The following is a 23365-nucleotide window of genomic DNA, read 5'->3' on the forward strand; positions in this document are numbered from 1 at the left end:
ATTACAGTCCTCCCTGTGCTTTTCTCATTCGTGGATCAAGACGGATACTTCCAAGATCAATGGCAATATTCAAAACAATAAAGAATACGGAAAACAGAATGATAATTCCCTGAACCAGGTTGTAATCTCTTCGAAGGATCGCATTTAACACCGTGTATCCGATTCCCGGGAAGTTAAATACATACTCGACAACAACGATACTTCCTACCAGAAAGCCAAGCTGTGTTCCTAGGGATATCAGTACAGGGATAAGTGAATTCCTGAGTGCGTATTTGAAATATATCGCCACTGTCGATATTCCTCTCGCATATGCAACCTTGACAAATTCCTGATTGTAGCTGTCTATCAGTGAGGAACGCACCACCTTGGTAAGCACCGCCGTGAGCGGGAGTGCCAGTGCAACTGTCGGGAGCACGCAGGATGCAGGTCCTGAATAATCCATTGACGGCAGCAGTCCAAGTCTGACTGAGAAAATAATGATCAACACGGAGGATACCCAGTAGTTAGGCATTGACTGGAACAGTACCGCAATACTCGAGATGAGACGATCTTCCCATTTATTTCCATTTAGTCCTGCGATGGTTCCCAGGATCAGGGATAATATGATCGATATGACCACTGAAGATATCAGCAGTATCAATGATAAAGGTGTGGCCTGCTCCATAACATTCAGGACTGTATCGCTCTTGAAATAGGACTCTCCAAGATCTCCGTGGAACAGATTCACCATGTACATTTTAAACTGCTCTGGGATGGACTTTTCCAGTCCCATACTGTCTCTGATCGCCTGCTGCTGTTCTACTGTTGCTGTCGGAGCCATGACCTTCGCCGGATCTCCCGGTATCATTCGAAGTATTACAAAGCTGATAAATATAACGCAAAAGGTAACAAAAATGCCCTGTGCAAGTCTTTTTAAAACGGTTCCCAGCACTTTGATTTCCTCCCTTCTTAAAAAGGGCCACATGCTGTATCCTTACACATGCAGCCCCTTTTTGTGAATCTAATATATTGCTATGCGCTTACTCTTTTGTGACATTTGTGAAGATATAATCTGCACCACTTGTGTACTCAAGACCTTTGACATTTGATCTTACTCCGAAGATAGTCATGGACTTGATGATAGGGATATCAGGCATCTCCTCTGCCAGGGCCGGAAGGTACTCGTCCTGAAGGATCTGCTTTCTCTTATCTGGGTCTGTCTCAGTTGCGAATCTGTCCATGATGTCCTGAAGCTCTGCCGTAGGCTCATAGTGGCTGATTCGACCTGCTGCATACCATGAATTCAGCTTCAGCTCAGGCTCGATACCTGATGGCTGCCATCCACAGTCGATCATGTAGCAAGGAGTTTCTTCATATAACACATCGCCCCATGATGAAGTATCAAGTGGAACGACCTTACAGTTGATACCGACAGCCTGTAAACAAGCTGCAATGTACTCGTAATATTCCTTTGTCTTAGGGTAAAAACCAACGGATGTGTAGATGTTGAGCTCTGGAAGACCCTCGCCATTCTCATAGCCGGCTTCCTTCAGGCACTCTGCAGCCTTCTCAGGATCGTACTCGCCGACACCACCTACAGCCTTGTAGCCCCATATAGTTGAGGAGATAAAGCTGTCTGCCTTCTCTGCATATCCGCCAAATATATCATTTACGATTCCGTCATAATCGATCGCGTAGGCTATCGCCTTTCTGACGAGCTTCTCATTCATAGGCGGCATCTTGAACTTTGGAATAAGGTGCTTACACTCTGTGGTGAGGAACTTGTCAACCACGATATTGCTGTCTGACTCAAGCACAGACACCGCATCGGAATCAACACGCTCGATGACATCGGCCTCACCTGACTGCAGTGCTGACAGACGTGTTGTGGCATCCGCAACGTACTTGTACTCGATCTTCTTTATCTTAGGAAGAGTTCCCCAGTAATCGTCGAACAGCTCATATGTCGCTGTATCGTTCTCAAAGCTTACCATCTTGTATGGGCCGGTTCCGTTGTATCTCTTATCCAGAGTGTTCTCAGGATCTGCAAGATCGTCAGCGGACATTATCGGAGTTGAACAAAGCATGTTGACCAGAGAGCCAAGAGGCTTTCCCGATGCCGGAGTTATGGTAAATGTATAATCGTCGATGACCTTACACTTTAACTCATCTGCCCACCATGAACCGGATACGTTCTGTGAGCTTGAATATGCCTCACATGATGCTGCGGCATCCTCTGCGGTAAAGTCTGAACCGTCGTGGAACTTTACGCCCTCACGGAGCTTGACCGTCAGGACTGTCTGACTGTCGTCATATGACCACTCAGTAGCAAGATTAGGCTGTGGCTCCTGTGTCTTCTCATCCATGACCAGTAGATGTTCCAGAGCTATGGCCTCTGCGTGAAGCATCATCGTGGAAGTGTGCTTCAGTGGGCTGAGTGATGCCTGCCAGTTCTCTGCTCCCAGGATCACCAGTGTGTCCTTGTCCGTCTTGGACTCAGAGCTTGTTGTCACTGCCTGTGTGCTCCCATCTGTACTTCCTCCAGAGCTTCCACACGCAGTCACCGTAAGTGCCAGCGCGGCTGCCAAAAGTATTGAACAAATCTTCTTTTTCATAATTCTTCCTCCTTTTCGTGTGTTATCTATGACTCAAGCTGATGCAGACATTTATCGAGGGTTGATGCTATCCAGTCGATATCGCACTCCTGGAATGCCATAGGCGGACGAAGCTTTAAGACATTTCCATAAGGGCCTGCAACAGAAGTCAGTACATTGTTGTCTCGCAGAAGTTCGATGGCATCCAGTGCCTTCTGCTGATCCGGAGTCTTCTTGCCGTCATTCTTCGCAAGCTCAAATCCAATGAACAGGCCTGCGCCTCTGACGTCTCCCACAGAATCAGGATGTCTGTCCTTTACCTCCTGCAATGCTTTCAGAAGCTTTGCACCGACCACCTTGCAATGCTCCTGCAGCTTTTCTTCTTTTATGACATTAAGCACAGCCTGTGCGGCTGCGATAGCCACTGGATTTCCTCCAAATGTATTGAAATATGGAAGTTTGTCGCTGAATGCGGCGAGCACCTCATGCTTGGCGGCAAGTCCTGAGATCGGAATTCCGTTACCCATAGGCTTTCCTGTTGTCACCATGTCAGGTATGATTCCATGTCTGGCAAATCCCCAGAACGCATCTCCCGTTCTTGCAAATCCCGGCTGTACCTCATCGGCGATGAACACACCGCCATTCTTATGAACCACGTCGATGGCCACCTTCAGGAAACCGACCGGATTCGGATGTACTCCATCTGATGAGAATATAGAATCTGCAAGGAAGCATGAGAACTTATATCCTGCTGCCTCCAGCTCATCGATCTTCTTCTGCATCTCTCCTGAGTACCATGCGGTGAACTCCTCAGGTGTACAGCCATGTCTGTAATAGTCAGGTGTCTCAATGAGTCTTACATTCGGAAGCAGTGGCTGCTCACTTCCAAGAGCCGGTGAACATCCCGATGTCAGAGCACTTGTTCCGTGGTACGCCTCCCTTGAAACTATGATTCCGGTGCCGCCCGTGTATTCCTGTGCCACTCTAAGTGCCAGGTCATTTGCCTCAGAACCGGTACACATGAACATTATCTTGTCTATCTCGTCCGGCATCATCTTCAGCAGATCCTCACTGTAATCAATGATCCTCTCATGCAGATAACGTGTGTGGGTATTTAAAAGCTTCATCTGCTCTGTAACTGCCTCGACCACAGCAGGATGGCAATGACCGATTCCTGCCACATTGTTGTACATGTCCAGATATTTATTCCCCTCTGCATCCCAGAGGTACTGTCCCTGTCCTCTCACAAGGTTGACCGGCTTTCTATAGAAAAGTCTGTATGCGCCACCCATCCATTTCTCACGGCGGTTTATCATATCCCTTGTCGTGTTACTGAGCAGTGAACTGTAGTCATCACTGTAGCTGTTAGTGTCCATAATGCTTGATTTAGTAGCCATATTCCACCTCCAAAAGATTTCCCTGTTAAAACAAAAGGGGCACAGAGATGAAACTTTACAGTTCTATCTCCGTGCCCCTTTGCACTCTAAAATCAGATACGCGCTTCTGTTTTGCTTTGTATCATAGCCACGCCATGTGGGATTGTCAACACATTTTGTGGGTTTTTCTGGTTTTCATTTGTTTTTCATGTTTTTTTGTGTTGTTTTGTGGTTTTATTAGTTTATGTCCCCCAAATATTTATTTTATTAACCTGGGACAGCGCACAAAAAAACATCACCCCTGTGTCTGAAGTGATGTTTTCCTGTTATATGTAATTATCAGTAATCCTGCCTGTATTATGCCTCGAACTTCTTCACAAGTATACTTGCGTTGTGTCCGCCAAATCCCAGTGAGTTGCTGAGCGCATATGTAATATCCTTGTGTACACCCTCGCCCATGGTGTAGTTGAGATCCATCTCACCCTCTGTCTCGCGGAGACCAACTGTTGGATGGATGTATGAATCCTCTATGGACTTCACACATGTTATGAACTCAACTGCTCCGGCAGCTCCAAACAGATGTCCTATCATGGACTTTGTGGAATTGATGTTCACGTTGTATGCGTCATCGCCCATAGCATACTTGATGGCTCTTGTCTCAAAGAGGTCATTGTGATGGGTACTTGTTCCATGTGCGTTGATGTAGTCAACGTCAGCAGGTGTGATTCCGGCCTCCTCCATGGCAAGCTTCATGGCACGTCCTGCACCACTTCCGTCCTCCTTAGGGGATGTGATGTGATATGCATCACAGGTTGAACCATATCCGACTACCTCAGCCAGGATCTGGGCACCTCTCGCCTGAGCATGCTCAAGTGACTCAAGTACAACAACTCCTGCGCCCTCTGCTATTACGAATCCACATCTGTCCTTGTCAAATGGTATGGACGCTCTCATAGGATCCTCTGCACTTGAAAGTGCTGTCATTGAGATAAATCCTGATACATTTGTCTCACAGATAGGTGACTCTGCACCACCTGCAACCATGACATCGGCCTCTCCTGCCTGTATATATCTGTAAGCCTCTCCTATAGAGTTTGTTCCTGTGGCACAGGCTGTAACTATGTCAGTACATTTGCCCTCAAGGCCAAACTGTATTGCAACATTGCCCGCAGCCATGTTGGATATCATCATAGGAACCATCATTACACTGACTCTGTTCGCTTTGCCCTCTACAACCTTCTTGTGCTCCTTCTCTATGGTTGCCACACCGCCAAGTCCGTTTCCTATACATGTTCCGATCCTTGTTCTGTCTTCCTTCTCAAGGTCAAGACCTGCATCCTTGATCGCCTCGCCTGTAGCTGCTATGGCATACTGACAAAATGGCTCCATACGTCTTGCCGCCTTTGGATCCATATACTGCTTTGGATCAAAGTTCTTCACCTCAGCAGCAAGCTTGCACTTGTAATCGCTGACATCAAACTTTGTGATCTCTCCGATACCAACTGTATTCTTCTTTATATTATCCCAGAATTCTTCTACACTGTTTCCTATAGGTGTCACAGCACCCATGCCTGTTACAACTACTCTTTTCATCTCATACCTCGTATTTTTCATTCTATCTGCTGACAGTGCATTTTTGCACCCCAGATAAAAATAATTTTACCACAATGTAATATATATAACAAGGTTAAATAGTTTTGATTACTACATAGTTTGCTATTTGAGCAGTCCGCGGCTCTCCTTCAGGGTGAGTATCCTTCGGACGCTCTCGTCTATCCTGTCCTCTGACAGCTCGCCGTCCGCCACTGCCTGTTCTATGGAATTCACCGCCGACGCCATATCCTTCGGCTGCAGTATCATATCCATTCCGGCTTTTACCGACATCACTACCGCATCATCCACACTGTAATTGTCCGCTATGGATTCCATCTCAAATGAATCGGTTATGGCAACTCCTTCAAACTTCAGTTCATCCCTGAGAATACCGGTCGCTATCTTGTATGAGAGAGTGGCTGGAACCTCGTCTATATCCGGGACGATCAGATGTCCGACCATGACAAATTCTGCCCCCGCCTCTATACCCGACCTGAACGGCTGCATCTCATCCGCCATAATCTCTTCCTTTGTTCTATGCACATAGGCACTGCTATAATGTGAGTCCTCCGCCGTGTCTCCATGCCCCGGGAAATGCTTCAGGGTGCACATGACTCCTCCGTCGTTGAAGCCCTTCACTGCATTTCCAACGAGCTCTGCCGCCTGAGCGTAGTCATCACTGTATGCGCGCTCGCCGATAACCGTATTGTCTGGGTTCGACCACACGTCCGCCACCGGCGCAAAGTCGAGATTGAAGCCAAGCGCCGACATATCATTTGCTATGGTGTATGCGTTCTCATATGCCGTTTCGTCTCCGTCGTCCTTGTAATAGTACATGGAGCCTATATATGTGGTTCCGACAGTATCCATCAGGCGGTTTACCACGCCGCCCTCCTCGTCGGTCGCCACAAATAATCCTATACTGCTGTACTTCTGGGAGTTGTCGATCATCTCCTTCACCTGATCCTGACTCTCAAGGTTCTTCGCAAAGTACACGATACCGCCAACAGGATAATTCTCCAGAGCCTGTCTGGTCGCATCCCCTGCCACTGTCACGCCGTCCTCTCCCGTGAGCTCCTCCGGAGTCACAAACATCATCTGACAGACCTTTTCATGAAGCGTCATCCCAGCAAGTGTCTCATCCACCAGACTCGGCTTCTCCTCCTCGGTCACCTCCGTCGTTTCCTGGCTATCCGCGGTCTGCTCTTCTGTCGTAGTTCCGCTCTCCGTGACATCAGCAGCTACGCCTGTATTTCCATTGTCATTTTCTACGTGGTCCCCGGCTTTCCCCGCGCTGCCTCTCAGCATGAAGATTCCCCATATTCCGGCTGCCAGACACACCATTACGATCAATAACACAATTGCTTTTTTCATTGGTTTTCTCCGTGATTCAATTACAACTGGAACACAACCACCAGAAGCATCTTGAACTGCTCCTTGCCGTATACGGCATGTGGATGCTTTGCAGGCATTACTATTGACTCGCCCTCGTGGAGTTCATACTTGACACCGTCTATTGTCACCTCGCCCACACCGTCAAGGCATGTCACAAATGCATCTCCGTCAGACTCGTGTGTGCTGATCTCCTCATCCTTGTCAAATGCAAATAAGGTTATACTCATGCATACATTCTGGGCAAGTGTCTTACTTACGACCTGTCCCTCCTGATATGCCACCTGATCCTTGAGCTTAAGTACCTCTGACTGTGCGATATTCTTCATGATTCCCATGTTCGTTACCTCCTGATATATTCTGATATATTGTTCGCTTATAGTATTATTCCACTTTTTAGTATTCTAGTATGTTGAAAAATCAACGTACTAGAATTGTTGTAATGATTTATTATGACATTTGTACGAATCAAAACAACCTGGCATGCACACATTACTATCAGAGTACATCTGATCAATAACAAATGCCCAAAATATGACAAAAAAAGCCATTTTTCTATTATAAGTATAGTTTTATCTTTTGTAAACCCAATACCATTCAGCTATTATTAATTAGTGAGGGTCACTACGTTTTTTTGGATTTAAAGGAGCTCTGATTATTATGATAGGTGAACAATTAAGAACACTGCGCACCGCGAACAAGATGACACAGAAAGAGCTTGCAGGGGAGTTATCAGTGGCATTCCAGACTATAAGCAATTGGGAGAACAATTCCATCGACCCGTCTGTGAGCATGATTCTCCGCATCGCTGAATATTTCAACTGCTCCACTGATTATCTTCTCAAAGGGGATGATTCAAGTGCCAAGTATATTGATACAACCCAGTTGACAGAACATCAGCACGCACAGCTTCTTGGGCTTGCAAAGGAATTCTCCAAACTGAACAAGAAATAAAACATAACTTTATAATGTTCATATTACAGATACAGGGTATCACAACATTGTTGCGATACCCTGTTTTCTATTTGTATTATTCCAGATCGTGATCTGTATATTCTACAGGCTCATGCCACCGTCAACCTTGATGACCTGACCTGTTATGTATGATGCCTTATCTGAAGCAAGGAATGCTGCTGTCTCAGCGATGTCTGATACTTCACCAAGTCTCTTGACTGTGATATGGTCAAGCATAGCCTCCTTTGCCTTGTCTGAGAGTGCATCTGTCATGTCTGTCTTGATGAATCCAGGAGCGATGGCGTTCGCTGTGATTCCACGGCTTCCGAGCTCCTTGGCTATAGACTTGGTGATACCTATAACACCAGCCTTGGATGCTGCGTAGTTCACCTGTCCAGCATTTCCCTCTATACCTACTACGGATGACATGTTGATGATACGTCCGTACTTCTGCTTCATCATGGTTCTGTACACATGCTTGATACAGTTGAATGTACCCTTGAGGTTGATATTGATAACATCGTCGAAATCAGCCTCCTTCATTCCAAGTACAAGATTGTCTCTTGTGATTCCCGCATTGTTCACGAGAATATCTATTCTTCCATATGTAGCAACTGCGAACTTCATGAGTGCCTCAGCCTCAGCGAAATCTGCCACATTTGCCTTGAAAGCAACTGCCTCTCCGCCTGCTGCCTTGACCTCCTCAACCAGGCTGTTTGCGCGCTCCTCTGAGCCATTGAAGTTTACTACTACCTTTGCGCCGTATCCGGCAAATGTCTTTGCTATCTCACGTCCGATACCTCTTCCGGCACCTGTTACCACTGCTACCTTGTCCTTAAGCATTCAGTTCCTCCAATTTCGCTAAATCGTCTACAGTTGCAATATTTATACTCTTTACCTCTCTGTTGATCTTCTTCATGAAGCCTGTGAGAGTCTTGCCCGGGCCGACCTCGATAAATGTGTCAACACCGTCAGCTATCATGTTCTCTATTGTCTGCTGCCATCTTACTGATGAGTACACCTGTCTCTTCAGAAGCTCTTTTACCTTGGCTGCGTCTGTGATCTCCTCTGCGTCTGCATTGCAGTAGTAAGGAGCAAATCCCTCTGCAACATCCACGCCCTGAAGGAAGTCATAAAGCTTCTCTCCTGCTGGAACAAGCATCTGTGAGTGGAAAGGACCACTTACGTTGAGTGGGATAACTCTCTTGGCTCCAGCCTCTGCAAGTGCTGCTGATGCTGCCTTAACAGCCTCTGCCTCACCTGATATAACGATCTGTCCAGGACAGTTGTAGTTTGCTATCTGTACCTTGCCAGGTGTGTTCTCACATATCTCGGCAATCTTGTCAGCGTCCATTGCTATGACTGCTGCCATTCCGCCCATTCCGAGAGGTACTTCGTTCTGCATGAGGATACCTCTTCTTCTAACTGTCTTGATGCCGTCAGCGAGAGTCATGGCTCCTGCTGCAACAAGTGCGCTGTACTCACCGAGTGAGAGTCCTGCAAATACATCAGCCTTGAGACCTGCGTTCTTCAGGTGCTCATATATGGCAACCTCTGCAGCAACCATGGCCGGCTGTGTGTACTCTGTCTTGTTGATGTCATCGTTCTCCTCGAAACAGATCTTCTTAAGCTCTATATCCAGAACGTCATCTGCCTCGTCAAATACCTTCTTGCTGTCCTCAAAACTGTCATAAAAATCCTTTGCCATGCCCACATACTGTGCGCCCTGACCTGGGAATATAACTGCTGTCTTACCCATTTCTTTTTTCCTTTCTTTTAACCTTTATTTTCTATATTTATATCTATCCTGCCACTATGCAGGCTTTTGAAATCACAAGTCATTTGCTATTATATGCCATGCCTCGCAAAATCGCAAGGTCAAGATGCCGCATGTGCGTTTAATGACGCAATCATCTACCGAGCAAGCTCGGAGATGATTGTGTCGCACGGCTCACGAATACTATGTGCGTTAATACCCCAGGTTGCTCCGCACTTCGTGCTCCCGCAACCTGACGCAGTACATTCACACTCCGGCCTGCCGGCCTTCGGTGTTTCATGTACCGCTTAACCGCCAAATGACACCGACATCTACCGAGCAAGCTCGGAGATGCCGGTGTCGCTTGGCGGTGTATTAACGCACAAAAAAAGCACATGCCATCAAGCCCCACGGCTCAAAGCATCTGCTGTAAATCAACTCTCATATAATATATATAACCTTGGATGGTCAGTCAGGACTCATGTCCTGGCTGGCTACCAAAGTTATGTCATGTCCGATACATGACAACTTTGAATAACAAATGTATTCAAAACAGTCCAATCTGTTCAGTTAGCAATATTACTCCTCAACACCCTTGCTCTTAAGGTAGTTAAGTACGTCCTCAAATGTAGCTACGTCATCGAGCTCCTCAGCAGGGATCTCAACATCGAACTCATCCTCAAGCTTCATAACGATCTCGTAAAGATCAAGTGAATCAACACCAAGATCATCCTTGAAGTTTGTGTCAAGCTTCATCTCGTCCTGTGAAACTCCTAACTGCTCCTCGAATATTGCCTTAACCTTATCAAACATGTTCTAATCCTCCTAAACTATAGTAAATGTTACCATTATCCTCACGGACGCTTATACTATAACCTAAGGCTACAGTAAAGTCAACACGAAGATTTTCATTGTTTTTTCGCTTATTTTTCAGCGTCAGACTTGATCGCACCTGTCTCATATATGAACTTAACTGTGCTCTTTGTACCATCGATCGTACCTGTGAAACTTGTGTAAGTTGTATCGTCTGAGAAGAGTGCCTCTATATAATCAATGTCTGCCTGATAGTTGCCTGCAAACAGCTTTGTGATCTTCTTGATACCCTCTTCGTTGAACTGCTTCATTCCATCGCTGAGAGTCTTTGAACCTGTTACAAGCTCCTTTGCTCCGTCATCCAGAGTCTTGCTTCCGCTGTCAAGCTGTGATGCTCCATCACTGAGGGTCTTTGCTCCTGCTGCGATCTGGCCTGCACTTGAATCAAGAGTTCCTGCCGCTGTCTTTAACTGGCTGCTTCCATTTGCCAGTGTTAAGCTTCCCTGATACAGTGTGTTCATATTTGTTGATATTGTAGCTGCTCCATCGCTGAGAGTCTTTGTACCCTTCTTGAGTGCTGCTGCACCTCTTGAGAGATCTCCGGTTCCCTTTGCGATTGCCTTGACACCTGCATATGCGGAATCGATTCCTGTTGAAATGCTTGAAGCACCGTCACTGATGGTCTTGAGTCCTGTTGACAACTCGCCCATCTTGGTATCCAGTGTCTCAGCACCCTGCTGTAATGCTGTTATCTGTGCTGTTGTCTCCTCTGAAGTCAAAGTAGCTGTGAGGGTCGTTCCTATCTGATCGATCGCATTGAGAGCACCCTTTGCCTTTGCAAGGCCTGTGTACTGTGCAAAATATGCATCGTATGTTCCATCGCCCTTTGCCGCATCCAGAGTAGTCTTACCTAATGCAAGTGCTCCTTCAAGCTGTGACATAGCCGCATCTATTCCGGCCTCGCTTGTTATGGAACCGCCGAGCTGGCTGTATACATTTGACTGAGCCTGGCTTACGATCTGTGATGGCATTCCTGTCAGCATGGTGATCAATGTGTTCACACCATTATTGAGCTCTGTAGCGCCCTTTGCAAGTGCCTGTGAACCTGCATATGCATTGCTTGCTCCTGATGCCAGTGAGCTTGCGCCCTTGGAAAGTCCAGGATTGCTGTCCGTTCCCTCAAAGCCTGCCTGAAGTTCATTTGCACCCTTGTTTAACTTATCAGCACCACTCTTGAGTGTGCCAACACTTGTATCTACTGTCTTAGCTCCAGTTGCCAGTGTCTTAGCTCCGTCATTAAGTGCTGAAGAACCATCCTTTATGGACTTGATTCCATCGTCCAGGGTTCCCATGGCTGTTGATATCTGTGAAGTACCATCTGCCAGCTGGCTTGTATATGTCTCAAGTGAAGCTGCACCGTCTGCCAGTGTGTCAGCACCCTTCTTTAATGAGTAAGTACCATCCTTCAGAGTCTCCAGACCATTTGTGATCTTTCCTGAACCCTCCTCGAGCTGATCTGCAGAATCACCGAGCTGATCTACGCTGTCTGTGAGTGAGCTGACATCAGCCTTATCCTTAACCTCGTCTATGGCATCCTCTGCGCTTGATCCAAGAAGGTCACTTGCTGCAACCGTCATGGTCATTGAGAGCTCGAAGTCTGTGACATCCGCTGTAACCTCAACATAATCAGGTACATCTATGTTATCAAGTGCTGTCTCTATCTTGCTGTCATTTATACCATCCTGTAAGCACTGCTTGAATCCAGGAACTGCATATCCGACTACGATCTGGTTGCTTCCCTCTGAGATGACCTTACCATTCTCAACCTGAACGTTTGAGAACTTATCTACAGGAAGGATCATTCCTGAGAGCATTACAAATGGTGAGATGACCTCTGTATTCTTGCTGTCCACTGTGACTGTCTTCTTGGTGTTGTTGGTATAATCAAATCTGATGGTGACCTTACCGCTCTTGCCTGCAAGCTCTGAAGGCTCTATCTCCTCGCCGTCAAGCTTGTATGTTATCTTTACATCTACAGGGAGCTCCTCATTTGACTTGCCCTGATAGTAGATATCTGATCCATTTGCAGCCCATGTTATAGTGCCATCGCCGTTGTCCTTGTATTCCTCATAGCCCTTCACGTTCTGGATGTCTGTGAGGTTTGTCTTGTCGTTGAGTCCCTCTGCACCGTCTGAGTTCTTCAGCCATGTGCCGACTGTAACGTCATTTGCATTTCCATTTGCATCGGCAAGGACATATACTGTCTCTTCCTTGTCTGCGTCAGATGCGCCATCCTTGGATATCTCAGATGTAAGTGCATCCTGAAGTGTGTCTGACTCGCTCTCGGTTGTAGCCTCGGCCTTGTCTGAGGATGAGCTGTCATTTGTATCTCCGCATCCTGTTGCCAGTGATGCCATCATAACTGCTGATAATGCAACGCATATATATTTCTTCCATTTGATCATATTATTACCTCTTTTCATAGATTACAAAAGTTCCGTAGTTACATCTGTTTATAACTGCTATACCTGAGTGGCTGCAGTGTCCTCATCGCTAACCTTCGCTGATGGTCCATCCATCAGGTTCTTCCTGTATCTGAACATGATGACCTTATCGAAGAGCATCAGTGCTGATGGAAGCATCAGGATAACTGCACACATACTTATTAGTGCTCCACGAGCCATAAGTGTACACAGCGCGCTGATCATATCTATATCTGAGTAAAGACCTACGCCAAATGTTGCAGCGAAGAATGAAAGTGCACTGACAACTATGGACTGTACTGACTCCTGGCATGCTGTTGCCACGGCGTCAAACTTTCTGTATCCGTTCAGTCTGTTTCTCTTGTACTTCGTTGTCATCAGTATGGCGTAATCAACCGTCGCGCCGAGCTGGATAGTACCGATAACTATTGAAGCTATGAACGGTATCTCTGTTCCGGTGAAGCATGGGATACCCATATTGATGAATATCGCAAACTCTATGACTGCCACAAGTACGATTGGCAGTGATATTGAACCGAATACACAGAGGATGATAATGAATATCGCTCCGATGGATACTGTACTTACAGATGCGAAATCCTTATCTGTTATAGTGATAAGATCCTTTGTACAAGGAGCCTCACCAACCAGCATGTTCTTCTCGTTGTATGAATCGATGGTATTATCGATCTCTGTACACTGATTGTTAACCTCATCTGAAGCAACCTCGTACTCTGATCCGACGAGTATCAGCTGCCAGTCATCGCTCTTGAGCGCCTCTGTGACATCTGAAGGTATGAAGTCGGTTGGAATACCTGCTCCAATGATGCTGTCAAGTCCGAGACAGAACTTAACTCCATCGATGTTCTCGATATCTGACATCATGTTTCTTGTGTCCTTGTCACTCTGATCATTTGTGACAAGTATCATATGTGTTGAATTCATGTTGAATGCCTCAGCCAGCTCTGTGTTGGCCTGAACACTCTCCAGGCTGTCTGGAAGTGATGAATCCAGCTTGTAATAAACCTTTGTATGATTGTATCCGTATATTGCAGGGATCAGGATGATCACGAACAATACAAGGAATACTTTGTAGTGCTTAGCTATGAATTTTCCTACTCCCTTGAACTCTGGAAGTATTACTCTGTGTGTTGTCTTCTCTATCGCCTTGTCAAATACAAGGATGAGTGATGGAAGTATCGTTACACATGCGATAACTCCGAGTACGACACCCTTTGCCATGACGATACCAAGGTCAAGTCCGAGGGTAAAGCTCATGAAGCACAGTGCAACGAATCCGGCAACTGTTGTTATGGAACTTCCCACAACTGATGATATTGTCTCTGCGATAGCGTGTGCCATAGCCTCTTTCTTATCCGTGTATTCCTTCTGCTGTGCCTTGTAGCTGTGCCACAGGAATATGGAGTAATCCATTGTAACTCCGAGCTGAAGTACCGCAGCCAGCGCCTTTGTTATGTATGATACCTGACCCATGAAGATATTTGATCCAAGGTTGTACACGATCGCCATTCCTATACTTGTAAGGAAGAGTACCGGGATCATGATAGAGTCCATTGTGATCGCCAGGATGATACTACTCAGGATAACCGCTATAAGTACGTATATCGGGGTCTCCTTCTCTGACAGCTTCTTGGTATCGACGACAACCGCTGACATACCGGACAGGAAGCACTGCTTGTTTGATATGCTTCTTATCTCCTCGATGGCATCCATTGTGCCGTCCGCCGATGTGGTATCATCAAATATGATGGCCATCATGGTGGCATTCTTTTCGTCATTGTTAAATGCATCATAAAGGCTTTCAGGAAGCATATCCTTTGGTACTGACAGGTCTGCAAAGCTGTCATACCATATAACCTTTGATACATGGTCTACTTTTTCAATCTTTGATTTCAGTGCGGATACATCTTTGTCTTCCATCCCCTCTACCACATACAGTGAGAAGGCTCCTGTACCGAACTGGTCAACCAGTATATCCTGACCTTCCATGGTCTCGATATCCTTCGGAAGATATGACAGAATATCGTAGTTTACCCTGGTCTTGATATAACCGTATGCCGCTGGTATGAGAAGAACTAAGCTGAGAATCAGTATTACGACCCTCGCACTTACTATCTTTTCTCCTAGTTTTAACATAGCCATAACATCTCCTTTTTCTATTCTGTGGTGGATTATACAACCTGATATTTCTTAAATAAACTACCCAAAATACGAAAACGTTTACATTTTGTTACAAATATGCTAATCTGTAACAAACGTTTGAACACATATTCAAAATTGATTATAAACAAATTATAAACTGAGGGAGGTTTGGGAAAGTGCCTAATCCAAGCGAGGAAAAGACTGAAGATAAAATTATCAAAAGCTTCAAAAAGCTTGTAAACGAATATTCCTTTGATAAGATCACTGTCACGATGATCGCTGAAGACGTTGGAATATCAAGACCTATATTCTACAGACATTTTAAAGACAAATATGAGCTGATGGATTACATGCTCTACAATGAGGTGACCAAGGAACTGGAGGTACTGCTTGAGCACAACATGATCCTTGAGGCCATAAAATATCTCTTCACACACATTATTAATGAAGCGAAGCTTTACAGAAAGCTTTTTGAGACAACCGGGCAGAACAGCTTTGAGCAGGTCATGATCGAACAGTTCACCAGTTTCTTCAAGGAACACCTGAAGATATTTGACACTGATCAGATTCCTGACAATCCTATGCTGTCTCCTCTTATTATATGTAAGTATCTGGTAATGGGTCTCACCGTTGCCATCAAGGGATACCTGAACAGCCCGGAGATCACGAGTATCAACGTGGATCAGGCTGTGGAGGCTTATTACTTCCTGGTGTCACACTCCATATTCGAACTTACCAAGGAGGACTTCAGACCAAAGCTGTTCCAGGCGGTGGATCGAAATTACATTACGCTGCCTTCCAAGAATTAACTGCCGGACGCCCATGGGTGCTGAGACGGACGCCCATAGGTGCTGACGAGGGATTGTGCCCATCCGGGAAAGCGCAAAAAGCCTACACGGTGGTAATCTACTTTTTCGTTAACACCTATGGGCTGGTTTTTTATAGCATTAAATTACACTATATGTCATTTAATATTTTCATAATTATACAATTCCTCCTTATTCCTTCTTTTCCGTTTACTTCTATGTTTTCGCTGCATGATGCATTCTGATTTTACTTCCGGCAGTTATTGGAAGCATGTGGAATTACAAAACTTAAAAATACAGGTTGCCAGTTACATATACATACGTCCTTATACCTCTTATCATTTAGCCTCTGACTGTAATCTGGCTTGATATATCTCGTTATTTCGGATGATCTCGTCAGCGGTGCACGGCATGTAGTTGTTGATCATGCAGCCTACATTGTAAGCACGTCCCTGGCCGGTCATGAATCTGTACACTTCAGGACTGCTCTTGTGGATATGTCCATAGAAATGGTATGCCCCGCTTTTCTTCTTATTCCACTCAGCTATCGGAAAGTGACACATAACTATCAGCTTACCTCTGTCGCTCACATAGTCCATCTTCTGTATATCGTCGAAGTAGGACTGCAGCTTCTCACTTCCCATTATTACCTGATCGTGATTGCCAAGGATGAGGCGCTTGTGTCCTTTAAGTCTTGCAAGGATCGGCTCCGGATCTTTCAATTTAAAGCAGAAATCCCCGAGAATATACACTGTATCATTCTTTCCTACCCTGCTGTTCCAGTTATGTATCATTCCATCAGCCATATCATCCACATCTGTAAATGGTCTCTCATCAAATTTTATAGCATTTGCATGTCCAAAATGAAGATCTGACGTATAAAATATCATACAATATCACCTCTCATTCCTACTCAGCGTACCATGTAAATATATGCAGCAGCCTGGATAATTTTCTATGTCTGGCTGCTGCCATGATATAACATAACCCGTCAAACATTCACCGTGTTATCTCTTATGATCACCTATATCAGGCTATCGCCTTCCGCCTGCTTCATGTCATTATAAAACCATCTTCTAAGCGTGCATATATCCCTCGGAACATTTGCGGGATCCTCTGTATCGTGAAGCTTTCTCACCCACGCATAGTACTCATTTGCAAGAGGGGTGGTGAGTGCCGATGTCTTCTTGATATATCCGTTTCTGATAGCCTCATGGGATATTGTCCTCATAAACTTCCAGAAATTGTAGTATGCAAGCTTGAGCTTTGTCATATATCCGGCGCTGTCCTCGATGACAAACCCCTCTATGACTCTGCCGTTATACTCGTAATCATCCTCAAGGATATCATAATACCAGTCATAGAACTCCTGCCAGGTTGCAAGCTCGCAAGCCTTCTTCTTTGGTGTCAGGCCGAACCGGTGGGCTGTATCACACATCGCATCGTAATCATACTTTGCATAGTTTATCTGGTTGTAAACTATATCAAGCAGATACAGATTGCTCTCCGGGTACTCTATGATGTGAGGATCATGCTTCATATCAACACACTCAAATACAAATGTCACATTATTGTCCTTCGCAAACCGCTTCATATTCTCTATATTCTCCAGTGTCACCTTCTCATATATCATATCCTTCAGCCAGCCGGCGAATGGTCCCTCTATGGTGGATTTGCTCGCTATCAACAAATCGTCGTTGTACTCATCGTAGCTCACGAGTCCCGGGAAACCGTTCTCCTTGACATAGGCAGTCACCGGAAACTGCAGCTTATTCTGCAGCATATCAAACTTTGTCTCAGGGCGCTCATTGATATTAAAGAACTTGTCATACGCCCTCGCTGCGACTCTTCCCTTGAATGTGTCAATGTACAAGCCCCTTGCTCTTGTGGTCTGCTCATCCCACACCCTGTCATTGAATGCCTTGCTCGTGAAGTTGAATGACGAAATATTGCCAAATGTCTTCTCCTGTATGTACCTGTTCCCCCGCAAGGAGATGATCACATCTGCAACAGAGCTTGTGGTAACGGTCTGTTCCTCCTGTATCTCAGGTGCCTTGAACACATCATTGTGGATCTCCACCTCATGGATTCCATCAGCATCCACCCGAACGCATCTGAGTTCCCCGCCATACTCGACTCTGCCCTCAAGGTTGAACACTCTGTCATTCACCCGCACCGGGAGCAGCTTGGTGTTCCTGTGTCCATGGATCTGATAGTAATTCGCCGGCATCTTCCCGTAGAATGTCTCTGCGATCTTCTCGAAATCATTGTAAGCTCCGACTCCATGTATCATCTGATCAGTTGCCACAAATGTGAGATTGTCGGGAATCACACTGAGTCCCGCATGGGTCACCAGATATACATTATCACCGTAGCTATAGTAAGCACACTGTCCAAACCTTCTGTAAAGCTTCCGCACCTCCTTCTTGTCGATTCCGGAAGCATCGAGGATTGGTCTTGTCACAAGCTCAAACTCCTTCGACCTGCCGGTGCAGTCATTTGCCCACAGCCACAGCCATCTCTCGTGATTGCCCTCAAGCATGAGAACATTCTTCCTGTCCATGATAGATATCAGGAAATTTACAACCTCCGCATTCTCCACGCCTCTGTCGATATAATCACCTGTAAATATATAGAACTCATCATCATTTATACCGCCATTGTCATCCAGATACTTCATCAGCGCTGTATAGCATCCGTGAACGTCCCCGATGTGATGGATCCTCTTATACTGGGAGAAATCCCTCTTCTTCATCCAGATGCTGTCAAGCTCGTCCGGCTTTATGACCGTGATTCCCGAAGGGATCTTTTGTGTGGCAAAGCGGGAGTACATCTTGTCAATAACGTCATCTGATACCCTCTTGAACTCCTCCCTCCCGGCATTTCTTCTCTTCACCTCTTCTATAGGTATATCTGTAAAATCTACACAATACATTCTGTATCTGTACGTCTCACACATATTCTTATATCTGTTCATCTCCGAAGTCTTGGAATTCGTGGCATCTATCACCGTAAATTCGCCCTTCTGCATGCGGATCTCAAGAAGGCTGAACAATGTCTTCCACACCGTACCATCATTGTTCTGACTGATTCCTCTCGTACCATCCACCTGCAGCACCGGACTCTGACAAAGCAGTCTGATGTCGTCCGCTGAAAGTGTGTATGGTTTTAATCCATTCTGCTCGATCCATGTAGATTTGCCACAACCGGCAGATCCCCTAAGCAAAAGCAATACTCTCATATTCTATCTGCCTCCTTCTTTACAATACTATTTTGTCCAATATACCCTATCTCCCTATATTTTTCACCCAACCTGTAGTTTAATCTATCTGTTTTCTAAATTGTGTTTCTTGGATGGTGTTTCTTGGATCGTTACAAAGTCATGGACAAACATAGAATTCGGCTCGCCGCAGATTTAGACGATAACACGGGCAAGCAATTCCATTTTCAATCCATTTTCTGTGCAAGCATTACTCTTGCAAATAAAAAAGCTCCCCGGCAAATGATTCTTTCAATAACATCATTCGTCCAAAGGAACTTTTTTATATTTTTATGTCATATATCTTTGTCTTGTATATCTTTGTCTTCCGGCCATCAGGCACGAACAAGCACCATCGCACTCATCTTCGGAGCTTTGATCGTGAGTACGTTGTGCTCCACCATGAAATCCTGTGGCTCCAGTGTATAGCCCTCTTCATTTGTCAGCATGACTCTTCTGAGTATCGAGTGGTTGTACACACCTATCTGACGGATATGAAGCTTCAGATCCACATCCTCATAGTTGGTGTTCATGATGACTACCACCTGCTTGTTGTCAGTAAATCTTCCATAGCAGAGTATCTTGTGTCCGCCGTGGAGATATAATACAGAACCTGACTTAAGTGCCTCGTAGGACTTGTGTATTCTTATCATATCCTTGTGGAACTGTATAAGCTCCTTGTCCTCGTGGCCCCACGGGTAAGTTCTTCTGTTGTCTGGATCTGTCCATCCGCACACACCGGCCTCATCGCCATAGTATATGGTAGGAGCGCCCGGCCATGTCATCTGGAATACGACAGCCTGTCTGAATATACCCTTGTCCACGCCCTGATCGGCGGCATCCGCTCCCATGGTGTGAAGACGTCCGACCTTTCTGTTGGTTCTCGTAAGGAATCTGGAATGGTCGTGGTTGGACAGCTCATTCATGGACACGTCTATCGATGGTCTAAGAAATCTGGACATGTGATAGTTCATCGCGCCCTTGAACGCGTCATAATTACCCAGAAGGTCACCGCGGAACTCGTCGCTGTGCTTCTCAACACCGCAGAGGAACCATGTGATAGGCTCCATGAACGCATCGTAGTTCATGACAGTATCCCACTGATCTCCCTTCAGCCAGCTCTTAGGATCACCATAGTGCTCCGCCAGAATAATGGCATTCGGATTAGCCTCTTTTACATTTCTCCTGAACTCCCGCCAGAACTGGTGATTGTACTCAGGGGAATGCCCCAGATCCGCAGCCACATCAAGTCGCCATCCATCTGCATTATACGGAGGTGACACCCATTTCCTTGCTATCTTCATGATGTACTCAACCAGCTTCGGCGAGTCCTCATAGTTGAGCTTTGGAAGAGTGTCATGTCCCCACCAGCCATCATATGTTGTATTGTACGGCCATGCATTGTCATTGTAAAACTTGAAGAAAGTGTTGTAAGGGCTATCCTTCGATACAAACGCACCCTTCTCGTAGCCCTCCTGATTCTCGTATATACACTCCCTGTCCATCCATTTGTTGAATGAACCACAGTGGTTGAACACGCCATCCAGGATGACCTTCATGCCACGCTTGTGTATCTCCTCAACCAGCTCGGCAAAGAGCTGATTGCTGGCCTCAAGATTCTTTTTATTTGTAACTCTGTTGATATATCTCGACGACTGCTTGTTCTCAAGGCATCCGCCCGGAAGGCAGTCACCCTCATCGTCAACTATTCTTCCATAGTGGGGATCAACGTAGTCGTAATCCTGTATATCATACTTATGGTTGGATGGTGATACGAATATAGGGTTCAGATATATTACATCCACTCCCAGATCCTGCAGATAATCAAGCTTATCCTTGACACCCTGGAGATCTCCGCCATAGAAACGTCCCACATCCATGGTGCTCGGCCTCTGATTCCAGTCCTTTACCTGAACTGAACCGGTACCTATATATGCGTACTCATTATCCAGCACATCATTGGAAGTATCCCCGTTGCAGAACCTGTCCACAAATATCTGATAAAATACCGCACCCTTTGCCCACTCCGGCACCTTGAATCCCGGACATATCTCAAAGTCGTACTCTCTGTCGTTCTGCTTCGTAGGTCCCAGCTTGTCATAAAAGCATGTGACCCTTCCCGAATGTATCTCAAAATGATATCTTATGAATGGCAGACCTCCAGGTATCGTTGCGGTATAAAAGTCAAATATTCTGTTGGAGCTTTCCTTTGTCATCTGTATCTTTTCTTCATTATATATAAGGAACACTTCATCCACATTATCGGCTGTAGTCCTGAATCTGACATTCACATCCTGATCCACATCCGGCTCCTGTGGGCTGACATAATATTTGCTTCCGTCCGCAAACAGTCCGCCTTTATTTAGTATGGGCTTTACATTATATACATAATCATGTATCTTCTGCCCATTGGTCTTCTTTTCCACCATACAATAAAATCTCCCTTGCACATACTCTTTTTTATATTAATACTTTTCGGGAGATTAGGCAACAAGATAAAACATATATTAGCTGCAAATATACAGCAGGAATCGCCTCATATCAGACCATCCTGCCCAATTTCTGTTTTAACCAAAAGTAAAAGAGACAGTCACCGAACGACTGTCTCTTTTGGAGAAGGTATTTTGTTACTTTTATGGGGTGTAGCCAAAACTATATAATGTATTGGGGGTTACAAGTATTATTATATACAAATCCCGACAAAAGTCTGCCCAAACATTTTTTTATTTGGCAAATGTCATTGTGCAATATCACAATACATTTACTGGATATTACCTGATTTTTACTTTTTATTGTTCACATTAGACAAAACGCCGGGCATTTTCTAAAAACCGCGTCTCTTCAGGTCACTCACAAGCTCCACATAAAATTCCCTCACATCAAATGTATCTATATTTTCCCTGTTCAGGTCTATCACGTCTCCGTGGGAGATTCCACGCCTGCCCTGAGGCTTCAGATATATGAAGTTTGAGCCCCATTTGAAAGATTCATATCCGACAAGTCCATCGTTCTCACCATCAAACTGCTTTACGAATGCATTGGTGGTGTTGAGCGGGAAGCGTCCGCCGGAAGGCTTCTTCATACATGAACCCGTGCTCTGTATGTATACCCCCTGCGGATCAGGGAGCTCTCTGTTCAGGTTTTCACACGCTGATGCCGTGAGATCCGTCACCGCAGCTATGAAGTCCGGGTTTGTGTCACCCAGCTTCTTGAGTGCAGAATTGTAGGCATTTGCCACGGTCTGCTGCTGTTTCTCCGGTATCTTGCCCAGAAGATAATCCGCAAATTCGCATCCCCTGTGCGGAGTGTTAATCGTTGTGAGTGATGCTACATAAGGGGCCATGCCGAGCTTCGATATGGCATATCTGCTGTCAAGGCCTCCCTTGGAATGGGCTATGATATTCACCTTTCCGCATCCTGTTTCCTTCAATATCTGCTGTATCCTGTCAGCTATCTCCCGTCCGGAGTCTGCCACAGATGCGGCGGACTGATGGTTTCCGTAGAATATGGTAGCTCCATTTGCCTCAAGCGCCGCAGGGATCCTGCCCCAGTAATTCAGATACCTGAAATCCCTGAAGAACACTCCGTGTACCATCAATATCGGGTATCTGGTGGCGCAGACCCGGTCCGCCTGTCTCGCCTTATCCCGTATCAGCTTCTCGTTCTCCAAGGCCGCCTCACCGGATGCCAGACTTATCAGCTTGCCAAGGACTATCAGATGTACCACCGGTATCCATCCGCACAGTATACCGATCACTCTCCATTTGATACCGAGCTGCCTGGATGACACATATATTCTTATTATTCCAACCCAGAATGTGACCGCCAGTACAGCCACCGCCGTGAGTATGTACAGAACCCAGTTCTTCCATGTCCATGCCCTGGCATCTATCACATGCACCAACATTAGTATCAGCACAGCCACAGACATGACCGTTGCCGCCAGGAAAGAATACAGATTCTCGCATCCCCTCTGACACCTTCTGATACCCTTAGACTGTATATTCTTCAGACCGAGAAGCGGCATCGCGGTCAGCAGTACATATACTGCTATGAACACCACAACTATAAGCGGCATGAGTGGTATATTCCACTCCGGACATCTTGTCAGCAGATATACATTTGCCAGCAGGAACGGTATCACCGCATTTATCCCTCTCTTTATTATCTTCATCCTTTGTTCTCCCTTCCGTCATA

Annotated in this window: 17 protein-coding genes; 2 read left to right on the forward strand and 15 right to left on the reverse strand. The window is 45.8% G+C overall.

Features of this window, described 5'->3' with window-relative positions:
• Nucleotide 1: 1 nt before the first annotated feature.
• From DXB91_RS04605 to DXB91_RS04630, 6 genes are all read right to left on the reverse strand, one after another.
• Nucleotides 2–931 carry an ABC transporter permease gene (locus DXB91_RS04605; protein ID WP_055145097.1) on the reverse strand — a complete coding sequence of 310 codons (930 nt, stop codon included), beginning with the start codon at nucleotides 929–931 and terminating at the stop codon, nucleotides 2–4.
• Between the two features lie 88 nt (nucleotides 932–1019).
• Complete coding sequence (locus DXB91_RS04610) at nucleotides 1020–2594, reverse strand: ABC transporter substrate-binding protein (RefSeq protein ID WP_015534629.1); 1575 nt, start codon at nucleotides 2592–2594, stop codon at nucleotides 1020–1022.
• Nucleotides 2595–2620: 26 nt separating this feature from the next.
• Nucleotides 2621–3970 (reverse strand): aspartate aminotransferase family protein, encoded by a 1350-nt coding sequence (locus DXB91_RS04615; protein ID WP_118016940.1) that lies wholly within the window; start codon nucleotides 3968–3970, stop codon nucleotides 2621–2623.
• 336 nt (nucleotides 3971–4306) lie between these two features.
• Nucleotides 4307–5542 (reverse strand): beta-ketoacyl-ACP synthase II, encoded by a 1236-nt coding sequence (fabF, locus tag DXB91_RS04620; protein WP_022216985.1) that lies wholly within the window; start codon nucleotides 5540–5542, stop codon nucleotides 4307–4309.
• Nucleotides 5543–5665: 123 nt separating this feature from the next.
• Entirely contained in the window at nucleotides 5666–6916 is a 1251-nt protein-coding gene (locus DXB91_RS04625) for a glycoside hydrolase family 3 protein (RefSeq protein WP_117550190.1), read from the reverse strand.
• A gap of 20 nt (nucleotides 6917–6936) precedes the next feature.
• Complete coding sequence (locus DXB91_RS04630) at nucleotides 6937–7272, reverse strand: cupin domain-containing protein (RefSeq protein ID WP_022216987.1); 336 nt, start codon at nucleotides 7270–7272, stop codon at nucleotides 6937–6939.
• A 322-nt stretch (nucleotides 7273–7594) separates the two neighbouring features.
• On the opposite strand from DXB91_RS04630, the gene DXB91_RS04635 reads away from it, so the two are divergent.
• Entirely contained in the window at nucleotides 7595–7888 is a 294-nt protein-coding gene (locus DXB91_RS04635) for a helix-turn-helix domain-containing protein (RefSeq protein WP_015534624.1), read from the forward strand.
• 102 nt (nucleotides 7889–7990) lie between these two features.
• On the opposite strand, the gene fabG is transcribed toward DXB91_RS04635, so the two are convergent.
• The 5 genes from fabG to DXB91_RS04660 form a co-directional block, all read right to left on the reverse strand.
• Complete coding sequence (gene fabG, locus DXB91_RS04640) at nucleotides 7991–8731, reverse strand: 3-oxoacyl-[acyl-carrier-protein] reductase (RefSeq protein ID WP_055224018.1); 741 nt, start codon at nucleotides 8729–8731, stop codon at nucleotides 7991–7993.
• Nucleotides 8724–9647, reverse strand: a complete 924-nt coding sequence (gene fabD / locus DXB91_RS04645) for an ACP S-malonyltransferase (RefSeq protein WP_015534623.1) — start codon at nucleotides 9645–9647, stop codon at nucleotides 8724–8726. Before fabD ends, fabG begins: the two co-directional genes overlap by 8 nt.
• Before the next feature lie 576 nt (nucleotides 9648–10223).
• Nucleotides 10224–10457, reverse strand: a complete 234-nt coding sequence (gene acpP, locus DXB91_RS04650) for an acyl carrier protein (protein WP_022216990.1) — start codon at nucleotides 10455–10457, stop codon at nucleotides 10224–10226.
• 110 nt (nucleotides 10458–10567) lie between these two features.
• A complete protein-coding gene (locus DXB91_RS04655; protein ID WP_118016941.1) occupies nucleotides 10568–12922 on the reverse strand; it encodes a hypothetical protein in 2355 nt (784 codons plus the stop codon).
• 57 nt (nucleotides 12923–12979) lie between these two features.
• Entirely contained in the window at nucleotides 12980–15097 is a 2118-nt protein-coding gene (locus DXB91_RS04660; RefSeq protein WP_118017087.1) for an efflux RND transporter permease subunit, read from the reverse strand.
• A gap of 182 nt (nucleotides 15098–15279) precedes the next feature.
• Between DXB91_RS04660 and DXB91_RS04665 the strand changes: the two genes are divergently transcribed.
• Entirely contained in the window at nucleotides 15280–15912 is a 633-nt protein-coding gene (locus DXB91_RS04665) for a TetR/AcrR family transcriptional regulator (protein ID WP_055145091.1), read from the forward strand.
• 335 nt (nucleotides 15913–16247) lie between these two features.
• Here DXB91_RS04665 and DXB91_RS04670 read toward each other — a convergent pair whose 3' ends face one another.
• The 4 genes from DXB91_RS04670 to DXB91_RS04685 all read right to left on the reverse strand — a co-directional run bounded on the left by DXB91_RS04670 (nucleotide 16248) and on the right by DXB91_RS04685 (nucleotide 23342).
• Entirely contained in the window at nucleotides 16248–16799 is a 552-nt protein-coding gene (locus DXB91_RS04670; RefSeq protein ID WP_022216994.1) for a metallophosphoesterase family protein, read from the reverse strand.
• Between the two features lie 134 nt (nucleotides 16800–16933).
• Entirely contained in the window at nucleotides 16934–19150 is a 2217-nt protein-coding gene (locus DXB91_RS04675) for an RNA ligase (protein WP_118016942.1), read from the reverse strand.
• A 353-nt stretch (nucleotides 19151–19503) separates the two neighbouring features.
• Nucleotides 19504–21597, reverse strand: coding sequence for a glycoside hydrolase family 13 protein (locus tag DXB91_RS04680; protein ID WP_015534618.1), 2094 nt, complete (start codon nucleotides 21595–21597; stop codon nucleotides 19504–19506).
• A 395-nt stretch (nucleotides 21598–21992) separates the two neighbouring features.
• Nucleotides 21993–23342, reverse strand: coding sequence for an esterase/lipase family protein (locus DXB91_RS04685; RefSeq protein ID WP_117550176.1), 1350 nt, complete (start codon nucleotides 23340–23342; stop codon nucleotides 21993–21995).
• Nucleotides 23343–23365 lie beyond the last annotated feature (23 nt).

The sequence above is a fragment of the Coprococcus sp. OM06-34AC genome (assembly GCF_003462545.1).
Classification (GTDB): Bacteria; Bacillota; Clostridia; order Lachnospirales; family Lachnospiraceae; genus Coprococcus; species Coprococcus aceti.